Consider the following 15,782-nt stretch of genomic DNA (forward strand, 5'->3'; position numbering starts at 1 on the left):
TTTCTCAGCACCCCGCTCAGTTCAGAGTGGAGCGGCTGTAGTAACCGCCGAGGCTCTGGCGGTATCCGGGCCCCCGGTAACCCGTCTCGTCGAACTCCGGAGCGTCCTTGATCTCCTCCTTGGTGCGCGCGATGTAAACCTTGCGCTCCCGGGGATCGATCCGGGTGACGGTCCCGGCCGGCAGAACCACCCTCTTGCCGAAGATCCAAAACCCGGTGTCGACGACGACGTAGCTCTCGCCGACCACGTTGCTCTCCTCCTCCACCAAGCCGATCTTGCCGTCGGTGGCCTCCACGTCAAACCCGATCACGCTCAGACCCTGGCCGGTCTCGGTGACGCCGCAACGGTAGTTCCACAGGTTCTCACTCATCATCGTGCAGCTCTTTTCGCTGGTGAGCGTCTCGGTAACCAGGTGATTACCCACGCCCGCCGCGGTAAACGCCCCTTGAAGATCCCCTCCCCGGCCCGCGCCGGTCCTGGAACGCCCATCCGGCCACCGCGCCGCCTCCAGCCGGTCACTTTGCCCGTTATCTCCCCGTGGACGGTGAGGGTATGACGCAATTACCCTCATCAGTATGACCAAGCGGATCACGATCTCCCTGCCGGACGATCTCGCCGATGAGGCCCAGGAGTCCGGCAACGCCTCGGGCTACATCGCCGGAGCCCTTCGCGAGCAGCGCCGGATCAGGGAGGGCATGGAGGCGCTGGAGCGGCTGTGGGGCCCGGGCTGGCAGGACGGCATCACCGACGCCGACCGCGAACGCGCCAACCGGCTCTTCGACTCCTCCCTGGACGTTGTGTGAGGTCCGAGCCGGAAGGGCTGACCGGCCACGTCCTCGATCTCGACGCGATCTACCACGTGCTCGACGCCAAGAGCGACTACGGCCGCGAAATCGTCCGCCAGTCGGTCCTGCGCAACACCACCCTTCTGCTGCCGGCGGTGGCCGCGCAGTGCATGACCGGCCTCCGTCCCCGGCAGGCCGACGCGCTGCTCGCGGTGCCCGTGGTGACGATCGGGGGGCTGCCCGCGGCCGACGTCCCGGGCACGGCCCAGCTCAGCCGGAAGATGGCGGCCGGTCTGGAGCGGCACGCGCGGGGCGTCTCGACACAGTCAGAGCTCGTGGCGGTCCTCGCCGCCGCCCACGCGGTGGTTCTGGCCGAAGCCCGCGGAGGCTGGCGGATCGTCACCTCGACGCCGCACCTGTATGACGAAATATCGGGCGTCCGATTGGAGATCCTGCCGTGAAACGCCGCCGTGGGTGCCCCGCGGCACGTCCGCGGCCCCCGGCCCCGGACTCATCTGCCGAGCGTCACGTAGAGACCGACGCCGACCCCCACGACGACGGTCAGGAAAGCCACCCCGGCGAGGAGCGACCCGAGCAGCCTGCGAACACCTGACGAGGTGTCCGCGGTCGCGATCGACAGCCCCAGGAGACCGGCCGCGTACACTGCGACCAGCCCGACACCGCAGACGAGGCCGGTTGCCACGAACATGGACAGGGCACCCAGGTCGATGTAGCCGTTCACGGCCCCGGCTCCTCGCGGGAGTGCGGGAGCGGCATGACGGGAGGCCGCTCCTCCGCCGGTCGCAAAGGAGTCACAGCCATGCCTTGATCGCTTTCGATGACCGGTAATCCACCATTTCGGTAAAATCCCCGAGCTGCTGCGCGATCTGTTCGACCGCGGCAACCAGGCCGGCGGTACGCAGCGCAGCGCCCTCGCTGGTCCCGCGCCGCCTCCTACGGGAGTGCCACCGCACGGGAGCGGTCGGCGGCGATGCGCAGCGCGAATCCGGCCAGCGCCGCACCCATCAGGTAGCGCTGCACCCGCGCCCAGAACGGCCGCCGGCCCAGGAACGCCGCGATCGCTCCGGCCGACAGCACGATCATCCCGTTGACCGTCAGGGCGATGACGATCTGGGTCAGCCCGAGGATGAGGCCCTGCGCGGCGACATCACCCCGCGCCGGATCGACGAACTGGGGAAGCAGCGACACGTACAGGATGGCGATCTTGGGGTTGAGGAGGCTGGTGACCAGCCCCATGGAGAAAAGCCGGCGCGGCGGGTCCACCGGCAGCACGCTGGTCGCGAAAGCGGTCCGCGCGCCCGGCCGTACCGTCTTCCAGGCAAGCCACAGCAGGTAGGCCGCACCGGCGAGCTTGATCGCGGTGTAGGCGGCGGGCACCACCGCGAAGATCGTCGCGATGCCGGCCGCCGTCGCGCTCAGATACACCAGGAACCCCGCCCCGACGCCCGCAAGCGAGACCAGGCCGGCCCGGCGCCCCTGCGTCACCGAGCGGGAGATCAGATAGATCATGTTGGGCCCCGGGGTGAGGACCATTCCCAGGGCGATAACGGCGATGCCGACGACGGCACTGACAGAGACCATGGACGCATCCTCTTGCGCCCGCACCGGCGTTGGAACGGCCAATCTCGCAAATTGGCACTGAATTCTCAGATGCGGCGGAGGGATCTCCTCCGACCGGCGCGAGAAGGCGGAGACGACGGCGCCACGCGCCCGACGCCAGGTCGCCGTTCGCCGTTCGCCTCCAGCCATCGGCGGACGGCACCACACCTGACGGCGTCGCCTACACCTACGCCGCCAACGTGGGCGACCTCGACCCCCTCCAGGGCCGGTCTTGAGGTCTTCAAGGTCGACGAGGACGCCTCCAAACCCGCAGCCCAACATCTACGTGCGCTGAGGCCGGCCGAGACCAAGGGGCCCGTGCCCGGTCGTCACGGACCGGGCACGGGCCCCCTCATCTCATCGGCCGGGCCGCTCCGCGGGATGCAGGCGGTCGAACAGGGCCAGCCACTGCCCGGGATGGACCGACGCCATCACCGTGCCCGGCCGCACCTGCGCCGCCTCGAACGCGGCTCCCACCTCGCGGGCCGGGTACCGCATCCTCAACGAGGCGTCCAGCGAGCCGCCCAGCCCGGCGAAGCCGTACTCGACGAACGCGCGATAGTCGGCCAGCGACTCTTCGGCCAGCAACGCCACAGGTCGCCGCCCGATGCCCACAATCGCCGAGTCGACCGCCGGAACCGGGCGGAAGCTCTCCCTGCCGACGCGCCCCAGCAGCTCCCAGGAGTACTCCGGCCAGGTCAGCACGGTCAGCAGGCTCCAGCGACCGAAGTCACCGGTGCGTTTACGCGCGTACTCCAGCTGGGTGACCAGCGTCGCCGAGGTCAGCGAGGGCGCACCCAGACACCAGGAGACGATCTTCGATGTGATCGCGTAGGGGACGTTCCCGACGACCGCGAACGGCTCACGGGGAACACGCGCTCCGAGGAAATCTCCCCTGACCACCGTGATCCGGCCCTCCCCGCGGGTGCGGGAGGCGAGCCTGCCCGCCAGCCGCGGGTCGATCTCGTAAGTGATGACCTCCTTGCATGTTCCGGCCAGGGCGAGGGTGAGCACGCCCTCTCCCCCGCCGGGCTCCAGGACCAGCCCGTGCGGCCCGGCGGCCTCGACCACCCGGTTGACCGCATCCGGATCGACCATGAAGTTCTGCGAGAGGACACGCCTGGCCCGATCACGAGGGGTACGGCCGCCGCCGCTCCCCACCCGCTTCTGGGTGTGTGAATAATTTCCGTGCGCGAAGAACTGCGCCACAGCTTGTCGCCCTTTCGGGTCCGAGGTGAACAGGTCTCGGAGGCCCTGGGCACGCGCATCAGGGACGCGCGGAGAAAAAGCGAGCGTCCCTAGCGGGCCAGAGGCCGGCTGCTGCGGGGACGCTCCACCATGAGGCCCACCATGAAGGGGGCGGAACACATGCACATGCCGTAGACGGTACGGGCCGTCTCGACACGCACGCAACTTCTTTTCCCTCCGTACGGCCCACCCCGCCGGACACAGAGCGTCACAGGGGCGCCGCCGCTACCACCGCCTGGCCGGACCCCCGTACGAGGCCCCGTGCCCTCACGGCGGCGCGGTCAGACGAAACGGACATCCCTCGCCGTCGCGGACGCGGCGACGAAATCCAGCATGCGCATCCCCTCCTGCTCCAGTGCCCCCCGCTCCGCCGCCGTCACCGGCTGGAACAGCTCCACCTCCAGCACCGCCTCGCCCCGCTTGGCGGCCACCTTCCACATGCCTCGCACGGACCCGTCCACCAGCACCGTCGCCCGGATGATGCCGTTGACCGTGAAGACCCTCCGGCGATACTCATCCGCCATGATCCGCGTCCGGGTCCGATCACTGAACGACAGCAGCATGTTGTCGAACTCCGACAGGTAGCGCACCGGAGCCGGAGTGTCCGGGTCGGGCCGGGACGCCTCGGGCAGATCCACCAGCTCCGCGCCGTCCTCCGTCACGAAGGTCCGCAACCCCATGCCCCGGACGACCTCCCCCAGCCGGGTCATACCCGACCACTGCTGGATGTCCATCACCGCCGCGGGACCGTACGCGGCCAGATAGCGGCGGATCATCTCCTCGACGGAGGCCCGCCCGTCCAGGGGACGCCCCAGCCACACCTCCGCGCTACTGTGGGCGGGCTGCCCGCCCACACCCCAGATCCCCCTCGGCGGGACCTGCACCAGCGCCACCGTGCTGCGCACACCGTTGACCAGGTCGGCGGAGGCGTGCTCCGGCCACCGCTCCCGCAGGCGCTCTCCGAGCTCGCGGAAGGTCAGCGGGCCCTCCTCCACCAGGGCACGGCCCGCGGCGGCGAGCTCGTCCAGGTCCAGCCCGCCCAGGCTCTTGCCGTGCGCCCCCATCAGCGCCCGCCGCAACATCGGCTGCAGCAACGGCCGCAGAGCCAGGCAGTCGTCGGCCGTGACCAGGTGGATGGTGGACCGCATCAGGGCCAGCCGCACCACGCTGCGCTCCTGCAGCAAGCGTGACAGGTCCTCGTGGCCGAACCCGTCCAGCCGGCTCCACAGCCCGATGTAGGGCGGGTTCGGCGCCTGGGCCTGCATGCCGTACAGGCGCTGGACCGCGTCGAACGCCGGCAGCCGCGTCCGGGCCAGCAGCAGCTGCCGGTCCAGAGTCGCCCGGTTGAGCGCGCGCCTGCTGAGCACCTCGGGCATGCGTGTCCTCTCGCCGCAACCTTCACCGGAGAACACACACTACCAGAATGGAATAGTCCATTCCGCAAAGAGGGTGGGACCCACCCCCACCGGTCAGATGGTCGGAGGCACCCACACATAGGGCGTCGTCGTCACGATCGCCTCCAACCCCAGCCTGGCCAGAATCGGCCGACTGTCATCGGAGGCGTCCACCTGCACCAACCGGAACCCCCGCTCCATCGCCAACCCCGCCCGATAGGCCACCATCGCCCGGTAGACACCCCGCCCCCGCCACTCCTTCAGCGTCGAGCCGCCCCACAGCGAGACGAAGTCCGTGCCCCCGTGGAACCGCATCCACGCCGCGCACACCACCTGGTCACCGACCTCGGCCAGCACCACCGCACACCGGTCGCCCGGGCCGGCGATGTCGCGCTCCAGCAGATCGGGCAGCCAGCTACGGTCGGCATCCCAGACCGCCTCCTCCAACTCCCGGATCCGCTCGAGATCGGCCCGGCCGGCCACCTCGCGCAACCGCACCCCCTCCGGCAGCACGGGGACCGCAGCCAACCCGGCCGCCTCACCCACCATGACGGTCTCCCGCTGCTCGGCCTCGAACCCGGCCGCGACCAGCCGCCCGGGCAGATCCACCGGCAGGTCGCCACCGTGGTACTTCCACTCCACCGGCCGGCCGATCTCCGTGAAGAAGTCACGCTGACCCGCGATGAACGCGTCCAGCTCCGCGCCGTCCAGACCACCCAGATCCCGATAGAGCAGGAAACCCTGCCCAAGCCCATCCGACACCACCCGGAGCACCGGCCCGACCCTCTCGGCCGTACGGCCGGGCATCGGCCTGCCACGCAGCTGCTCGTCATACGCACGAAGATGGGCCGAAGCCCGCGATGAGATCTCCATTGCGCCTACCTAATCACACCGCGCCAAGCGAGGTCTTGCCCGAATACACAGCAGCCGGACGGAGAACGGACGGTCCGGGAATCCTCGAACCCACACCTCACACCGGACCATACGCCCGCAGACCACAATAGTCCGGACACTCGCTCCCCCGAGCGCCGGCGAGAGCCTGCACCTGACAGATGTACCCCCAGCAGAGCACCGGCTGGGTCCTACGCACCACCGCAGTCTTGTCCCGTGACAGAAACCCTTCAAAACGCCACGCGACTCGGCACGCGTGGCCGGCTCGGCATCTACATGCAGAACGTCCTGGGCTACTCACCGCTGCAGACCGGACTGGGCTTCCTGGGCGAAGGCCTCACGGCCCTGCTCGGCGGCGATGGGCTTCGGGCACGTGCTGACCGTGGTGGCCACCATCACCACGATCACCTCCGGGCTCGACGAGGCCGACCAGGGCGTCGCGGGCAGCCTGGCGCAGATGCCCACGTTCGTCGGCGCCATCGGCGTCGCGGGACTGACCGCGATCGCGGTCGCCCGCTCCGCGGTGCTCGCCCCGACCACGACCGAGAACCTGGCCACCCTGAACGGCCTGCAGACCGCCTTCGCGGTGGCCGGTGCGGCTGCCGCCCTCGCTCACACGGCGGCGCTCACCAACCCGGATGCCCCGGCCCGGGCCAACCGGTGCAGGTGATCACGCTCTTCGTCGTCCAACCGGAGCACCCGGGCGATCGCCTCCAGCACCTGGTCGGAGACATTCGGGCTCTGCCCCTGCTCCAGCCGGGTGTAGTAGCCGACACTGACCCCGACGAGCGGGGCCAACTCCTCCCTGCGCAACCCCGACACCCTCCGCCGTCTCATCCCGGAACCCAGCCCCATCTCCTCGGGCTTGATCCGGGCACGCCGGGAACGGAGGAACTCACCAAGGGCAGAACTCGAAGACATGCCCCCAGACCGCCACAGGGTCCCCGCACCGAGCCGACACCGCTAGACCCGGTCCAGCGGCCGGTGCGGCGGAGGCGGCAGCTCCACCTCGATCGCGTCGCCGGGGCGCACCTCGCCGCCGGTCACCACCACGCCCATCACCCCCGCCCTGCGGACCACCTCGCCGGCCTCGTCCCGGCCCACCACCCGCTTCAGCAGCCCCGGCTGGAAGGCATCGATCTGCAGGCACGGGTTGCGCAGCCCGGTGATCTCGACGACCGCCTCGTCCCCCAGCCGCAGCAGCGCCCCCACCGGCAGACCGAGTAGATCGACACCCCGGGTTGTGACGTTCTCCCCCAGCTCGCCCGCGGCCACCGGGAATCCCCCCGCCTCCAGCTCGTCGTGGAGCTCGGCGTGGATCAGGTGGACCTGGCGGAGATTGGGCTGGGTCGGGTCCTGGGCCACCCGGGACCGGTGCTTGACCGTCACCCCGAGATGCGCGTCGCCTTCGACGCCGAGCCCTTCCAGCAGGCGGATACCCACCTCAGGGGCCTTGCTGAAGGTGTGTGTGGCACTGCGGCTCACCGCTGTCACTCGTCCGTCCGTCATGAGGCGATTCTGCCGCATCCTTGATGGATTCCGAGATCTTTCATGATCGATTTCGACCGGACCAGATGCCTTTACAATGTAGATTCATAGGAGTGGGTAAGGTCGGCGGGATGAGCGTGCCAGCCGTGCCCGAGTCGTCCCGGACAGTCGTCGAACCCGCCCGGGACCCCTACCGGGTGTATCTCGACTCCCTGTCCAGCGCCGAGTCCCGCCGCACCATGCGCGGCTGCCTGGACCGCCTGGCCGCCCTCGTCTCCGGGGACGAGGTCACCTCCGGAGCGGGCCGGCCCTGGCACCTGCTGCGTTACGAGCACACCGTGCGCATCCGCGCTCTGATGACCGAGCGCGGCTGGTCCCCCGCCTACGTCAACAAGCATCTGGTCGCCCTCCGCAGGGTGCTGCGCGAGGCCTGGCGGCTCGGTCAGATGACGGCCGAGGAGTACCAGCGCGCCGCCGACCTGCCGACCGTCGAGCACACCCGCCTGCCCACCGGGCAGCATGTCCCGCCCGAGGTGGTGGGCGCCGCGCTGGCCGCCTGCGACGGCGACGACTCCCCCGCCGGGGTCCGCGACGCCGCCCTGCTGGCGGTGCTCTACTCCACCGGCTGCCGCCGCGCCGAGATCGCCGGAATGACCCTGGCCGACTACGACCCCGGGGCCCGCTCGCTGCGGGTGCGCGGCAAGCGCGACAAGGAGCGGATGGTCTACCTCACCCCCGAGGCCGTCGGCCGGCTGGAGCGCTGGCTGGCCGTACGGGGCCGCCCGGCTGGAGCGCTGTTCTCCCCCATCGGCAGATACGGGCGGCTGCGGGTCAGAGACGGCGGGCCCTCGCCCATGACGGGGCAGGCGATCGCCGACATCCTGGCCAGACGGCTGGCCGAGGCGGGCGCGATGCCCCGCACCCCGCACGACTTCCGGCGCACCTTCATCGGCGAGCTGCTCGACGCCGGGGTGGACCTGGCCACGGCCCAGGCGCTCGTCGGCCACTCCTCCCCCGCCACCACGGCCCGCTACGACCGGCGCCCCGAGCGGCGCCGCCGCGAGGCCGTCGACAGGATCACCCTGCCCGCGCCCAAGCCGTTGTGACCGATAGGCTCACCGGCGATGGAACACAGCGGCAAGGGGGATCCCGCGCGCAGCCTCGCGCTGCTCTGGCGGACCAGCGAGCGGACCAGCCGGAAGGGCAGGCCCGACCTGAGCGTGGACCGGATCGTGCGGGCCGGAATCGAGATCGCCGACGCCGAGGGGCTGGCCGCGCTGTCGATGCGCCGGGTCGCCGAGCGGCTCGGGGTCGGCACCATGTCCCTCTACACCTACGTGCCGGGCAAGGCCGAACTGCTCGACGTCATGCTCGACACCGTGTACGGCGAGACGGCCCGGCCCCGGGACGTCGCCGGGGGCTGGCGGGCCAGGCTCACGCTCGTCGCCCGGGAGAACTGGGAGCTGTGCCGCCGCCATCCGTGGACACTGCAGGTCGACACCGGACGCCCGCCTCTGGGGCCCAACCTCATGGCGAAGTACGACTACGAACTGGGCGCGATCGCCGACACCGGCCTGACCGAGATCGAGATGGACGCCGTGCTCAGCCTGGTCCTGGGCCACGTGCACAGCACCGTGCGCGGCGCGGTGGCGGCCGCGCGGATCGAGCAGGACACCGGGGTCAGCGACGAGCAGTGGTGGCAGGCCCACCGGCCGGTCTTCGAGAAGATCTTCAACCCGGCCCGCTACCCGACGGCGGTCAGGGTCGGCGGCGCGGTGGGCGAGACCTACCAGGCCGCCTACGTCCCGCCCGAGCAGCTCTTCGCGTTCGGCCTGGAACGGGTGCTCGACGGCGTCGAGACGCTCATCGCCAGGCGTCGCGGCTGAGGCGGTAGAGCACCGCCGCCCGGGCCGGGTCGCCGACGGCGACCCGGGGGTGTTCGAAGTCGTCGGCCGGGTCCCTGGTCATGCCGAGGCGTTCCATCACTGCACGGGAGCGCAGGTTGGCCACCGCCGTCATGGAGACGATCTCGTCCCGCCCTGCCGGGCCGAAGCCGTGGTCGAGCGCCGCCCGGGCCGCCTCGCTCGCGTAGCCGTGCCCCCAGGCGGAGCGGGTGAGCCGCCAGCCGATCTCCAGCGCCGGGGTGAAGTGCGCCTCGAACCGCTGCCAGGCCAGTCCCGTGAACCCGATGAACTCCCCCGTGGCCCGCACCTGCAGCGCCCACAGCCCGTAGCCGTGCTCGTCGAACGCCGACTCGATCCGGTCCACCATGGCGTCGGACTGCTCCCGGGTGAGCAGCGCGGGGAAGTGCTCCATCACCTCGGGGTCGGCGTTCATCGCCGCGAACGGCTCCCGGTCGGACTCCTGCCACCTGCGCATGATCAGACGGTCGGTCTCCATCACGATCCCTTCCCGGCCACCGCTCCGGCGGCACAGAGAGGCGAGCATACGGTCGATCCGCTCATCTCGGGATCCCACGGGCCGGGCGGTGAACCGCGTGGCCGCTCCCGAGGCGCCGGGCGCCGGCCGTACACGATCATGATCCGCGTGCCTGCCGAGCGTTTGGGCGATGGTTCGCCGAAGTCGCATGTAAAGGGTGTGACCTGCGAGTATCGGGAAACCTCCGGCCCCATCGGACACGCCGGTGACCCGATGTGGAATAACTACCGGCACAGGTCGGTTACAGTAATCGTGCCGATGTGGTTTGTGTCCCCCGGGCCGCAAATTACCGCCTTCACGGAATACCGTTCGGCTGGAGCCGTGTTGTGCCTCTCGCCGAGGAGGCGACCGCCACATCGGCGCTAAACGTTCCGCCCCGTAGGAGCCCAGGCCTCTGCGGGGCGTTTCTTTTTTTTCATGTTTCATCCCGAAAAAGGCCTCCGGCTTTGGAGGAGAACTACAAAGGTGGAGGTCCCGCTTGTTCGAGTGCGCACACGTGTGGCCTGCCGGGCCACCACCTAGTGTGGTGAACCCGCCTCATAAGGAGAGCCCGTGCTCTATCGCCTGACCAAGATCGTCAGTGCCCCTTTCCTTCATCTGCTGTGGCCCACCGAGGTCATCGGAGCCGAGCACGTGCCCGGGGCGGGCCCGGCCATCCTGGCGTCCAACCACCTGTCCGTCCTCGACTCGACCTTCCTGCCGCTGGTGCTCCCCCGTCAGGTCCGGTTCGTCGCCAAAGCCGAATACTTCACCGGCAATCCCGTCACCGCGGCGTGGATGCGGGCCACCGGCCAGATCAGCATCGACCGGCAGAGTCCCACCGCCGCGCAGGACATGCTGGACACGGCGGCGCGGGTGCTGCGGGACGGCGAGCTGTTCGGCATCTACCCCGAAGGCACCCGCTCCCCCGACGGCCGTCTCTACCGGGGTAAGGTCGGGGTCTCCTGGCTGGCCCTGGCCACCGGGGCACCGGTGGTCCCGGTGGCGATGAGCGGCACCGACAAGGTGCTCCCGATCGGGGCCTCGACCCCCAGACTGGGCCGGGTGGGGGTGCGGATCGGCAAGCCGCTGACGTTCACCGGTTCGGAGACCAGCGCACGGGACCGGCGTCAGGTGACCGACGAGATCATGGCGGCGATCCAGGAACTGTCGGGACAGGAGTACGTGCCGAGCTACGCGCCCAAACGCACTACAGACGAGTAGTCATTTGTCGGCATATGTCGCATTGACCACGCTAAACTGCGGCCCCTGGGCCGGAGAACAGGGGGTAGTCAGGTGCAGCGTGGTAAGACGATCGCGATCACATCGGTGGCCGTCGTGCTGGTGGCGGGGGCCGCCGGAGGCGGGGCGTGGTGGTTCCTGCACACCCGGGGCACCCCGCAGGAGACCGCCCAGCGCTTCGCCCGGGCGTGGCAGGGCGGCGACCTGACCGCCATGCGCGCCGAGCTCGGCGTGACCGATCCCGCGTTCGCCAAGGCGTACGAGGACATGCGCAGGAATCTCGCGGTCGAAGGCACCGCGGTGCGGCTGGACTCGGTGCGCGAGACCGGCGACGGCACCGGCGAGGCCGCCTACACCACCACGTTGACGTTGAAGAACATCGGTGAGTGGAGCTACTCCGGTGTCCTGGACCTGGCGGTCGTCGACCGCACCTGGCGGGTCAAGTGGTCCCCCAAGGCCGTGCATCCCGACATGGCCGCCGGTGACGCGTTCGCGCTGAAGACCGGATGGCCGGAGCGGGCGAAGATCACCGCCGCAGGCGGTGAGCGCATCGACGGCGGCGACGTGGGCGGCTCGGTGCAGCAGCTCGTCGGCTACCTGGACAAGGCCACCGACAAGGACGTCAAGGCTCTCGGCTCCTCCTACAAGAAGGGCGACGCGATCGGCCGGAGCGGGTTGCAGCAGACCTTCCAGCAACGTCTGGCCGGCACGCCCACCACCGAGATCCAGCTCGTCGGCGCGGACAAGAAGACCGTCAAGTCCATCGGCAAGATCGAGGGCAAGGACGGCGAGGCGGTCGAGAGCAGCCTGGATCTGCGGGTCCAGAAAGCCGCCGCCGACGCGGTCCGCGATCTGAAACAGACCGCCTCACTGGTCGCGGTCAGACCGTCCTCCGGCGAGATCCTGGCCGTCGTGAACAACCAGGGCGGTTTCAACCGGGCCCTGGACGGCAACTACCCTCCCGGCTCGACCTTCAAGGCGATCACCGGGGTCGGGCTGCTGGCCGAGGGGATGACGCCCGCCGAACGGACCACCTGCCCCAAGGACGTCAAGGTCGGCGGTCTGCCGATCCGTAACTCCCACCACGCCGGATACGGCTCGGTGAGCTTGTCCGACGCGTTCGCCTACTCCTGCAACACCACCTTCGCCCCGCTGGCCAAGGAGCGGCTGGGCGCCGACAAGCTGCTGAGCACCGCCGAGCTGTTCGGCTTCAACAGCCAGCTCAACATCGGCGTCCCTGCCACGAAGGGCAGCTTCCCCCGGGCCCAGAGCGACGCCGAGCTCGCCGCCGAGTCCTTCGGCCAGGGCCGGATCACCGCCAGCCCGCTGCTGATGGCCTCGGTCGCCGCCACGCTGGCCGACGGCACCTGGCGCCCGCCGACCCTGGTCCCCTCCGTCAAGCAGAAGGCCGAGCCGCAGAAGCTTCCCGAGGGCGTCACGTCCCCGATCCACCAGATGATGTCCGCCGTGGTCACCAAGGGCACCGCCAAGGACGCCGGCCTGCCGGCCGGCACCCGGGGCAAGACCGGCACCGCCGAGTTCGGCTCGCAGGACGCGCTGAAGACCCACGCCTGGTTCATCGGATTCCGGGGCGACCTGGCCTTCGCGGTCATCGTGGAGGAGGGCACGGGCGGCGGGACGGTCGCCGCCCCGGTGGCCGCGCACTTCCTGCGCGCCCTCGGCTGACGCCGTACGGCAGGCGTTCCCAACCGGCGGACGCGACCGGGAGCGCGGGAGAACAGCCCCCGGGAAGCGTCCGCGGTTCCGCGCGCCCCGGCACAGCTCGATCACTCGTCCTCGCCGGCCCGGGTTCGCGTGCTCAGCGGGGGCCAAGGCCTGGCATGATGCGTTGAAGATCACATTTTGGGGAGGTCATCATGGTGAAGGAGACCGAGCTGCGGCATTTGCGCCGCTGTGTGGAGCTGGCTGCCGAGGCCCTGGAGGTGGGTGACGAGCCGTTCGGCTCCGTTCTCGTCGCCGCGGACGGGACCGTCCTGGCCGAGGACCACAACCGGGTGGCCTCCGGCGACCGGACCCGCCATCCGGAGTTCGAGCTGGCACGCTGGTCGGCGGCCAACATGACCCCTGCCGAACGTGCGGCGGCGACCGTCTTCACCTCGGGTGAGCACTGCCCGATGTGCGCCGCCGCGCACGGCTGGGTCGGGCTGGGCCGCATCGTGTACGTGAGCTCTTCGGAGCAGCTGGCGACCTGGCTCGCCGAGTTGGGAGTCCCCGCGCCTCCCGTGCGGACCCTGCCGATCCACCAGGTGGTCCCCGATCTCGTGGTGGAGGGCCCGATCCCCGATCTCGCGGAGCAGGTGCACGAGCTGCACCGCCGCTTCCACAGCTCGTCCTGAGAGGCCCGCAGGCCGGGCTTCGGTCCATGCCTGGCCACGGCCTGCACCCGGCAGGCACATGGACGTCGTGGGCTCTGCCGCGCGCACGACGTCCGCTGGTGGGAGCAACACCGCGCAGGGAAGGCCGCAGTTGCCGGGCTCGACGCCTGCGCCTGGTGCCGGTCGAGCGCCCTGGTGGCCAGTGGGCACGAGGTCGTGCCGCAGGGCCTGGCCTCGCTGGTTCAGGCTCAGATCCTGTTCGGCCTGCAGGAGCGCTGTCGATATGGTGCGCTGGCCTACCTCTACCCGGCTCCCGGTCCCCGAAGGGCTGAACACCCACGTGCTGGTCACCGAGAGCAGGGGGGTCGCCCTGCCGGCGGATCACCCGCTGGCCCCGCGTGCGGAGATTCCGTTCTCCGCGCTGCGGGACGAGCCCTTCATCGCGCTGCCCACCACGGCGGGACCGCTACGTGACTACTGGCTCGGCCGTGATGCCCGCGCCGGCGAGCCCGTCGTGGGCGTCACGGCGAACACCCCTGAGGAGGTTTTCGAGGCCGTGACCAGCGGGTTGGGCGTGGTGCTCGTGGCCGAGGGGAACGCGACGCTCTACAACCGGCCGGGCATGGTCTACCGGCCGGTGACGGGCCTGCCTCCGGGCGAGCCGGCCATCGCCTGGCGAAAGGGCGACCGTCGCCCTCAGGTCATGGCCTTCGTCGACGCCCTGCGTTGACCGGGCGTCTCGGCGGAGGCGTCAGCCTCCGCCCGCCGGGCGCATGCCGCGTAGCGCCGTCTCCACCACTGTGTCCGCGAACTCGGCGCTCAGCGGGCCGCTCCGGAACATCCAGCGGCTGAGCAGCGGCGCGAAGAGGAGGTCGACGGCGACGTCGAGATCCAGATCGGCGGCCAGGTCCCCGGCGCACTGGGCGCTGCGCAGCCGTTCCTTCTTGATCTCCTTCATGGGGAGGTCGAGCCGTTGGAGGTAGTCGGCGGCCAGCACGGGATCGTTGAGGATCTCGATGTTCAGTGCCCGCATCGGGCCGTCGTAGCGGGGATCGGACAGCTCCTCGGCGGTGGCCCGCAGGACGGTCTTCAGATCGGCCTCCAGGTCTCCGGTGTCGGGGAGTGCCGCTGTCCCGGTCTCCCCCTCGCTGAGCATGAGGAAGGCGTCGAAGAGCACCGCCCCCTTCGACGGCCACCAGCGGTAGATCGTCTGCTTGCCGGCACCTGCGCGGGCCGCGATGGCCTCGATGCTGAGTTTGGAGTATCCGACCTCGCCGACGAGCTCGAAGGCGGCGGCGAGAATCGCCCGCCGTGACCTCTCGCTGCGCCGGGTGGCGTCGGGCGCCGTCCTGTTCTGGCTCATGCCCTCGATCCTAGTACCCAGCGAACCGATACGGTCCGTCTCGACTCGGGCGCGGGACCGCCCTGGCGTCGAAGGCGTTCGAGCGAGACGGACCCTCCCGACCGGCCCCTCCGGGGCGTCGTAGAGCCACGGACGGACACGGCCCCGGGCGACCGGCTTCCACCACTCCCCGCCGGCCACGGCTCCGAGTGCGCGGCGGGCCCCTAGAAGGGGAGCGCGGCGGCCTCGTGGCGGAGAGCCAGGACGAGCAGGGTGGCGATCAGAGTGGCCATCAACACCCAGCTGACCATGATGATGATCGTTGATCGGCGAGGACGGCGGGGCGCCCGCCTCTTCTTCTTCGCGTCGTTCTTACGACGGCCGTGCTCCTTGCGCTGGACACGCTCGTTGAACGACTCCAGTCGTGCCGCCAGTCGCGGGTCCTCGTCGGTGAGGTGCCGCTCGATCTGCAGCAGTAGTCGCTCTTCGTCTTGCGACCAGGCCATGCCGTACCTCCCCGGAACGCAAGGCGTGTGCGAATTTCCTGCCCAATCGTGAAGATCATTATCCATTCCGAGACCCGTGATTTACCGCTTCTTTTCACGCGCGCCATCCACTCCACCACCACAGGCCCGCAGGCTGGACCCAGGACAGCGCGGCGGTGGGCGCACGGGATCGGGCGGCGCGCCGGCGACGGCCTGCCGCCGCCGGAAGATCCGCACTCCGCCGCCGGCGCCCGCCCGTCGCCCCGGGTTGTGGACGGCCTGAGAAGCGGGTGATTAATGCCTGTGAGGGTATTAATCACCTTGATGCGAAAAATTGGCATCATCGCGGTGCTTGATGCAACGGAGGAAGCCATGGCCGACCCGAAGAAGAAATCCGTCAAGGCCTCAGGCAAGCAGAAGAAGGCGGCGATCAGGGCGACGCGCGCCGCCAAGCAGGTCAAGAAGAACGGCGATTTTCTCAAAAACATATAAAACGGTCATAGCACTCGGAGCGCGCCGGACCGCCACAGCCG

Annotated in this window: 21 protein-coding genes; 10 read left to right on the top strand and 11 right to left on the bottom strand. The window is 70.0% G+C overall.

Annotated features, from left to right (window positions below; all coding sequences use genetic code 11):
* Window positions 1–16 precede the first annotated feature (16 nt).
* On the bottom strand, window positions 17–373 hold the full coding sequence (locus FHR32_RS35930; protein ID WP_246468315.1) for a PRC-barrel domain-containing protein: 357 nt from the start codon (window positions 371–373) through the stop codon (window positions 17–19).
* A gap of 202 nt (window positions 374–575) precedes the next feature.
* Between FHR32_RS35930 and FHR32_RS35935 the strand changes: the two genes are divergently transcribed.
* Both FHR32_RS35935 and FHR32_RS35940 read left to right on the top strand, forming a co-directional pair.
* The gene (locus FHR32_RS35935; protein WP_184758949.1) at window positions 576–803 is read left to right on the top strand and encodes a hypothetical protein; all 228 of its coding nucleotides are present in this window, start codon (window positions 576–578) and stop codon (window positions 801–803) included.
* A complete protein-coding gene (locus tag FHR32_RS35940) occupies window positions 800–1,246 on the top strand; it encodes a hypothetical protein (protein WP_184758950.1) in 447 nt (148 codons plus the stop codon). The genes FHR32_RS35935 and FHR32_RS35940 overlap by 4 nt, the downstream gene beginning before the upstream one ends.
* A 50-nt stretch (window positions 1,247–1,296) precedes the next feature.
* Here the strand turns inward: FHR32_RS35940 and FHR32_RS35945 are convergent, their stop codons facing one another.
* The 5 genes from FHR32_RS35945 to FHR32_RS35965 form a co-directional block, all read right to left on the bottom strand.
* Window positions 1,297–1,527 (bottom strand): hypothetical protein, encoded by a 231-nt coding sequence (locus FHR32_RS35945; protein WP_184758951.1) that lies wholly within the window; start codon window positions 1,525–1,527, stop codon window positions 1,297–1,299.
* Between the two features lie 212 nt (window positions 1,528–1,739).
* The gene (locus FHR32_RS35950; protein ID WP_184758952.1) at window positions 1,740–2,387 is read right to left on the bottom strand and encodes a LysE family translocator; all 648 of its coding nucleotides are present in this window, start codon (window positions 2,385–2,387) and stop codon (window positions 1,740–1,742) included.
* Between the two features lie 375 nt (window positions 2,388–2,762).
* Window positions 2,763–3,566, bottom strand: a complete 804-nt coding sequence (erm, locus tag FHR32_RS35955) for an ErmE/ErmH/ErmO/ErmR family 23S rRNA (adenine(2058)-N(6))-methyltransferase (protein WP_376773442.1) — start codon at window positions 3,564–3,566, stop codon at window positions 2,763–2,765.
* A gap of 368 nt (window positions 3,567–3,934) precedes the next feature.
* A complete protein-coding gene (locus tag FHR32_RS35960; RefSeq protein WP_184758954.1) occupies window positions 3,935–5,029 on the bottom strand; it encodes a winged helix DNA-binding domain-containing protein in 1,095 nt (364 codons plus the stop codon).
* Window positions 5,030–5,122: 93 nt separating this feature from the next.
* Window positions 5,123–5,920 (bottom strand): GNAT family N-acetyltransferase, encoded by a 798-nt coding sequence (locus FHR32_RS35965; protein ID WP_184758955.1) that lies wholly within the window; start codon window positions 5,918–5,920, stop codon window positions 5,123–5,125.
* Between the two features lie 376 nt (window positions 5,921–6,296).
* Between FHR32_RS35965 and FHR32_RS35970 the strand changes: the two genes are divergently transcribed.
* Window positions 6,297–6,608 (top strand): hypothetical protein, encoded by a 312-nt coding sequence (locus tag FHR32_RS35970; RefSeq protein ID WP_184758956.1) that lies wholly within the window; start codon window positions 6,297–6,299, stop codon window positions 6,606–6,608.
* On the opposite strand, the gene FHR32_RS35975 is transcribed toward FHR32_RS35970, so the two are convergent.
* Together FHR32_RS35975 and FHR32_RS35980 are read right to left on the bottom strand one after the other, a co-directional pair.
* Window positions 6,551–6,859 (bottom strand): helix-turn-helix domain-containing protein, encoded by a 309-nt coding sequence (locus FHR32_RS35975; protein WP_184758957.1) that lies wholly within the window; start codon window positions 6,857–6,859, stop codon window positions 6,551–6,553. The genes FHR32_RS35970 and FHR32_RS35975 overlap by 58 nt on opposite strands.
* Window positions 6,860–6,901: 42 nt before the next feature.
* Window positions 6,902–7,447 carry an MOSC domain-containing protein gene (locus FHR32_RS35980; RefSeq protein WP_184758958.1) on the bottom strand — a complete coding sequence of 182 codons (546 nt, stop codon included), beginning with the start codon at window positions 7,445–7,447 and terminating at the stop codon, window positions 6,902–6,904.
* Between the two features lie 110 nt (window positions 7,448–7,557).
* Between FHR32_RS35980 and FHR32_RS35985 the strand changes: the two genes are divergently transcribed.
* Both FHR32_RS35985 and FHR32_RS35990 read left to right on the top strand, forming a co-directional pair.
* Window positions 7,558–8,532, top strand: a complete 975-nt coding sequence (locus tag FHR32_RS35985; protein WP_184758959.1) for a tyrosine-type recombinase/integrase — start codon at window positions 7,558–7,560, stop codon at window positions 8,530–8,532.
* Window positions 8,533–8,550: 18 nt separating this feature from the next.
* Window positions 8,551–9,312 carry a TetR/AcrR family transcriptional regulator gene (locus FHR32_RS35990; protein ID WP_184758960.1) on the top strand — a complete coding sequence of 254 codons (762 nt, stop codon included), beginning with the start codon at window positions 8,551–8,553 and terminating at the stop codon, window positions 9,310–9,312.
* Here the strand turns inward: FHR32_RS35990 and FHR32_RS35995 are convergent.
* Window positions 9,290–9,826 carry a GNAT family N-acetyltransferase gene (locus FHR32_RS35995; RefSeq protein WP_184758961.1) on the bottom strand — a complete coding sequence of 179 codons (537 nt, stop codon included), beginning with the start codon at window positions 9,824–9,826 and terminating at the stop codon, window positions 9,290–9,292. The genes FHR32_RS35990 and FHR32_RS35995 overlap by 23 nt on opposite strands.
* A gap of 591 nt (window positions 9,827–10,417) precedes the next feature.
* Between FHR32_RS35995 and FHR32_RS36000 the strand changes: the two genes are divergently transcribed.
* From FHR32_RS36000 to FHR32_RS36015, 4 genes are all read left to right on the top strand, one after another.
* The gene (locus FHR32_RS36000) at window positions 10,418–11,068 is read left to right on the top strand and encodes a lysophospholipid acyltransferase family protein (RefSeq protein ID WP_184758962.1); all 651 of its coding nucleotides are present in this window, start codon (window positions 10,418–10,420) and stop codon (window positions 11,066–11,068) included.
* 72 nt (window positions 11,069–11,140) lie between these two features.
* Window positions 11,141–12,772 (top strand): penicillin-binding transpeptidase domain-containing protein, encoded by a 1,632-nt coding sequence (locus FHR32_RS36005; RefSeq protein ID WP_184758963.1) that lies wholly within the window; start codon window positions 11,141–11,143, stop codon window positions 12,770–12,772.
* Between the two features lie 191 nt (window positions 12,773–12,963).
* Window positions 12,964–13,443: a nucleoside deaminase gene (locus FHR32_RS36010; RefSeq protein WP_184758964.1), complete on the top strand. Its 480-nt coding sequence runs from the start codon at window positions 12,964–12,966 to the stop codon at window positions 13,441–13,443.
* Between the two features lie 262 nt (window positions 13,444–13,705).
* Window positions 13,706–14,152 carry a LysR family substrate-binding domain-containing protein gene (locus FHR32_RS36015; RefSeq protein ID WP_221466692.1) on the top strand — a complete coding sequence of 149 codons (447 nt, stop codon included), beginning with the start codon at window positions 13,706–13,708 and terminating at the stop codon, window positions 14,150–14,152.
* 21 nt (window positions 14,153–14,173) lie between these two features.
* On the opposite strand, the gene FHR32_RS36020 is transcribed toward FHR32_RS36015, so the two are convergent.
* Together FHR32_RS36020 and FHR32_RS36025 are read right to left on the bottom strand one after the other, a co-directional pair.
* Window positions 14,174–14,785 carry a TetR/AcrR family transcriptional regulator gene (locus FHR32_RS36020; RefSeq protein ID WP_184758966.1) on the bottom strand — a complete coding sequence of 204 codons (612 nt, stop codon included), beginning with the start codon at window positions 14,783–14,785 and terminating at the stop codon, window positions 14,174–14,176.
* 203 nt (window positions 14,786–14,988) lie between these two features.
* Window positions 14,989–15,270 carry a DUF3040 domain-containing protein gene (locus tag FHR32_RS36025; RefSeq protein WP_184758967.1) on the bottom strand — a complete coding sequence of 94 codons (282 nt, stop codon included), beginning with the start codon at window positions 15,268–15,270 and terminating at the stop codon, window positions 14,989–14,991.
* A gap of 303 nt (window positions 15,271–15,573) precedes the next feature.
* On the opposite strand from FHR32_RS36025, the gene FHR32_RS36030 reads away from it, so the two are divergent.
* Window positions 15,574–15,741: a hypothetical protein gene (locus tag FHR32_RS36030; protein ID WP_184758968.1), complete on the top strand. Its 168-nt coding sequence runs from the start codon at window positions 15,574–15,576 to the stop codon at window positions 15,739–15,741.
* Window positions 15,742–15,782 lie beyond the last annotated feature (41 nt).

It is taken from the genome of Streptosporangium album, assembly GCF_014203795.1.
Classification (GTDB): Bacteria; Actinomycetota; Actinomycetes; order Streptosporangiales; family Streptosporangiaceae; genus Streptosporangium; species Streptosporangium album.

What these genes read in the sequence shown, in the direction of transcription:
- FHR32_RS35930 (WP_246468315.1), bottom strand. Translation starts at nt 373, where the DNA reads ATGATGAGTGAGAACCTGTGGAACTACCGTTGCGGCGTCACCGAGACC.
- FHR32_RS35935 (WP_184758949.1), top strand. Translation starts at nt 576, where the DNA reads ATGACCAAGCGGATCACGATCTCCCTGCCGGACGATCTCGCCGATGAG.
- FHR32_RS35950 (WP_184758952.1), bottom strand. Translation starts at nt 2,387, where the DNA reads ATGGTCTCTGTCAGTGCCGTCGTCGGCATCGCCGTTATCGCCCTGGGA.
- FHR32_RS35960 (WP_184758954.1), bottom strand. Translation starts at nt 5,029, where the DNA reads ATGCCCGAGGTGCTCAGCAGGCGCGCGCTCAACCGGGCGACTCTGGAC.
- FHR32_RS35965 (WP_184758955.1), bottom strand. Translation starts at nt 5,920, where the DNA reads ATGGAGATCTCATCGCGGGCTTCGGCCCATCTTCGTGCGTATGACGAG.
- FHR32_RS35970 (WP_184758956.1), top strand. Translation starts at nt 6,297, where the DNA reads ATGGGCTTCGGGCACGTGCTGACCGTGGTGGCCACCATCACCACGATC.
- FHR32_RS35975 (WP_184758957.1), bottom strand. Translation starts at nt 6,859, where the DNA reads ATGTCTTCGAGTTCTGCCCTTGGTGAGTTCCTCCGTTCCCGGCGTGCC.
- FHR32_RS35980 (WP_184758958.1), bottom strand. Translation starts at nt 7,447, where the DNA reads ATGACGGACGGACGAGTGACAGCGGTGAGCCGCAGTGCCACACACACC.
- FHR32_RS35985 (WP_184758959.1), top strand. Translation starts at nt 7,558, where the DNA reads ATGAGCGTGCCAGCCGTGCCCGAGTCGTCCCGGACAGTCGTCGAACCC.
- FHR32_RS35990 (WP_184758960.1), top strand. Translation starts at nt 8,551, where the DNA reads ATGGAACACAGCGGCAAGGGGGATCCCGCGCGCAGCCTCGCGCTGCTC.
- FHR32_RS35995 (WP_184758961.1), bottom strand. Translation starts at nt 9,826, where the DNA reads ATGGAGACCGACCGTCTGATCATGCGCAGGTGGCAGGAGTCCGACCGG.
- FHR32_RS36010 (WP_184758964.1), top strand. Translation starts at nt 12,964, where the DNA reads ATGGTGAAGGAGACCGAGCTGCGGCATTTGCGCCGCTGTGTGGAGCTG.
- FHR32_RS36015 (WP_221466692.1), top strand. Translation starts at nt 13,706, where the DNA reads ATGGTGCGCTGGCCTACCTCTACCCGGCTCCCGGTCCCCGAAGGGCTG.
- FHR32_RS36020 (WP_184758966.1), bottom strand. Translation starts at nt 14,785, where the DNA reads ATGAGCCAGAACAGGACGGCGCCCGACGCCACCCGGCGCAGCGAGAGG.
- FHR32_RS36025 (WP_184758967.1), bottom strand. Translation starts at nt 15,270, where the DNA reads ATGGCCTGGTCGCAAGACGAAGAGCGACTACTGCTGCAGATCGAGCGG.
- FHR32_RS36030 (WP_184758968.1), top strand. Translation starts at nt 15,574, where the DNA reads ATGCGAAAAATTGGCATCATCGCGGTGCTTGATGCAACGGAGGAAGCC.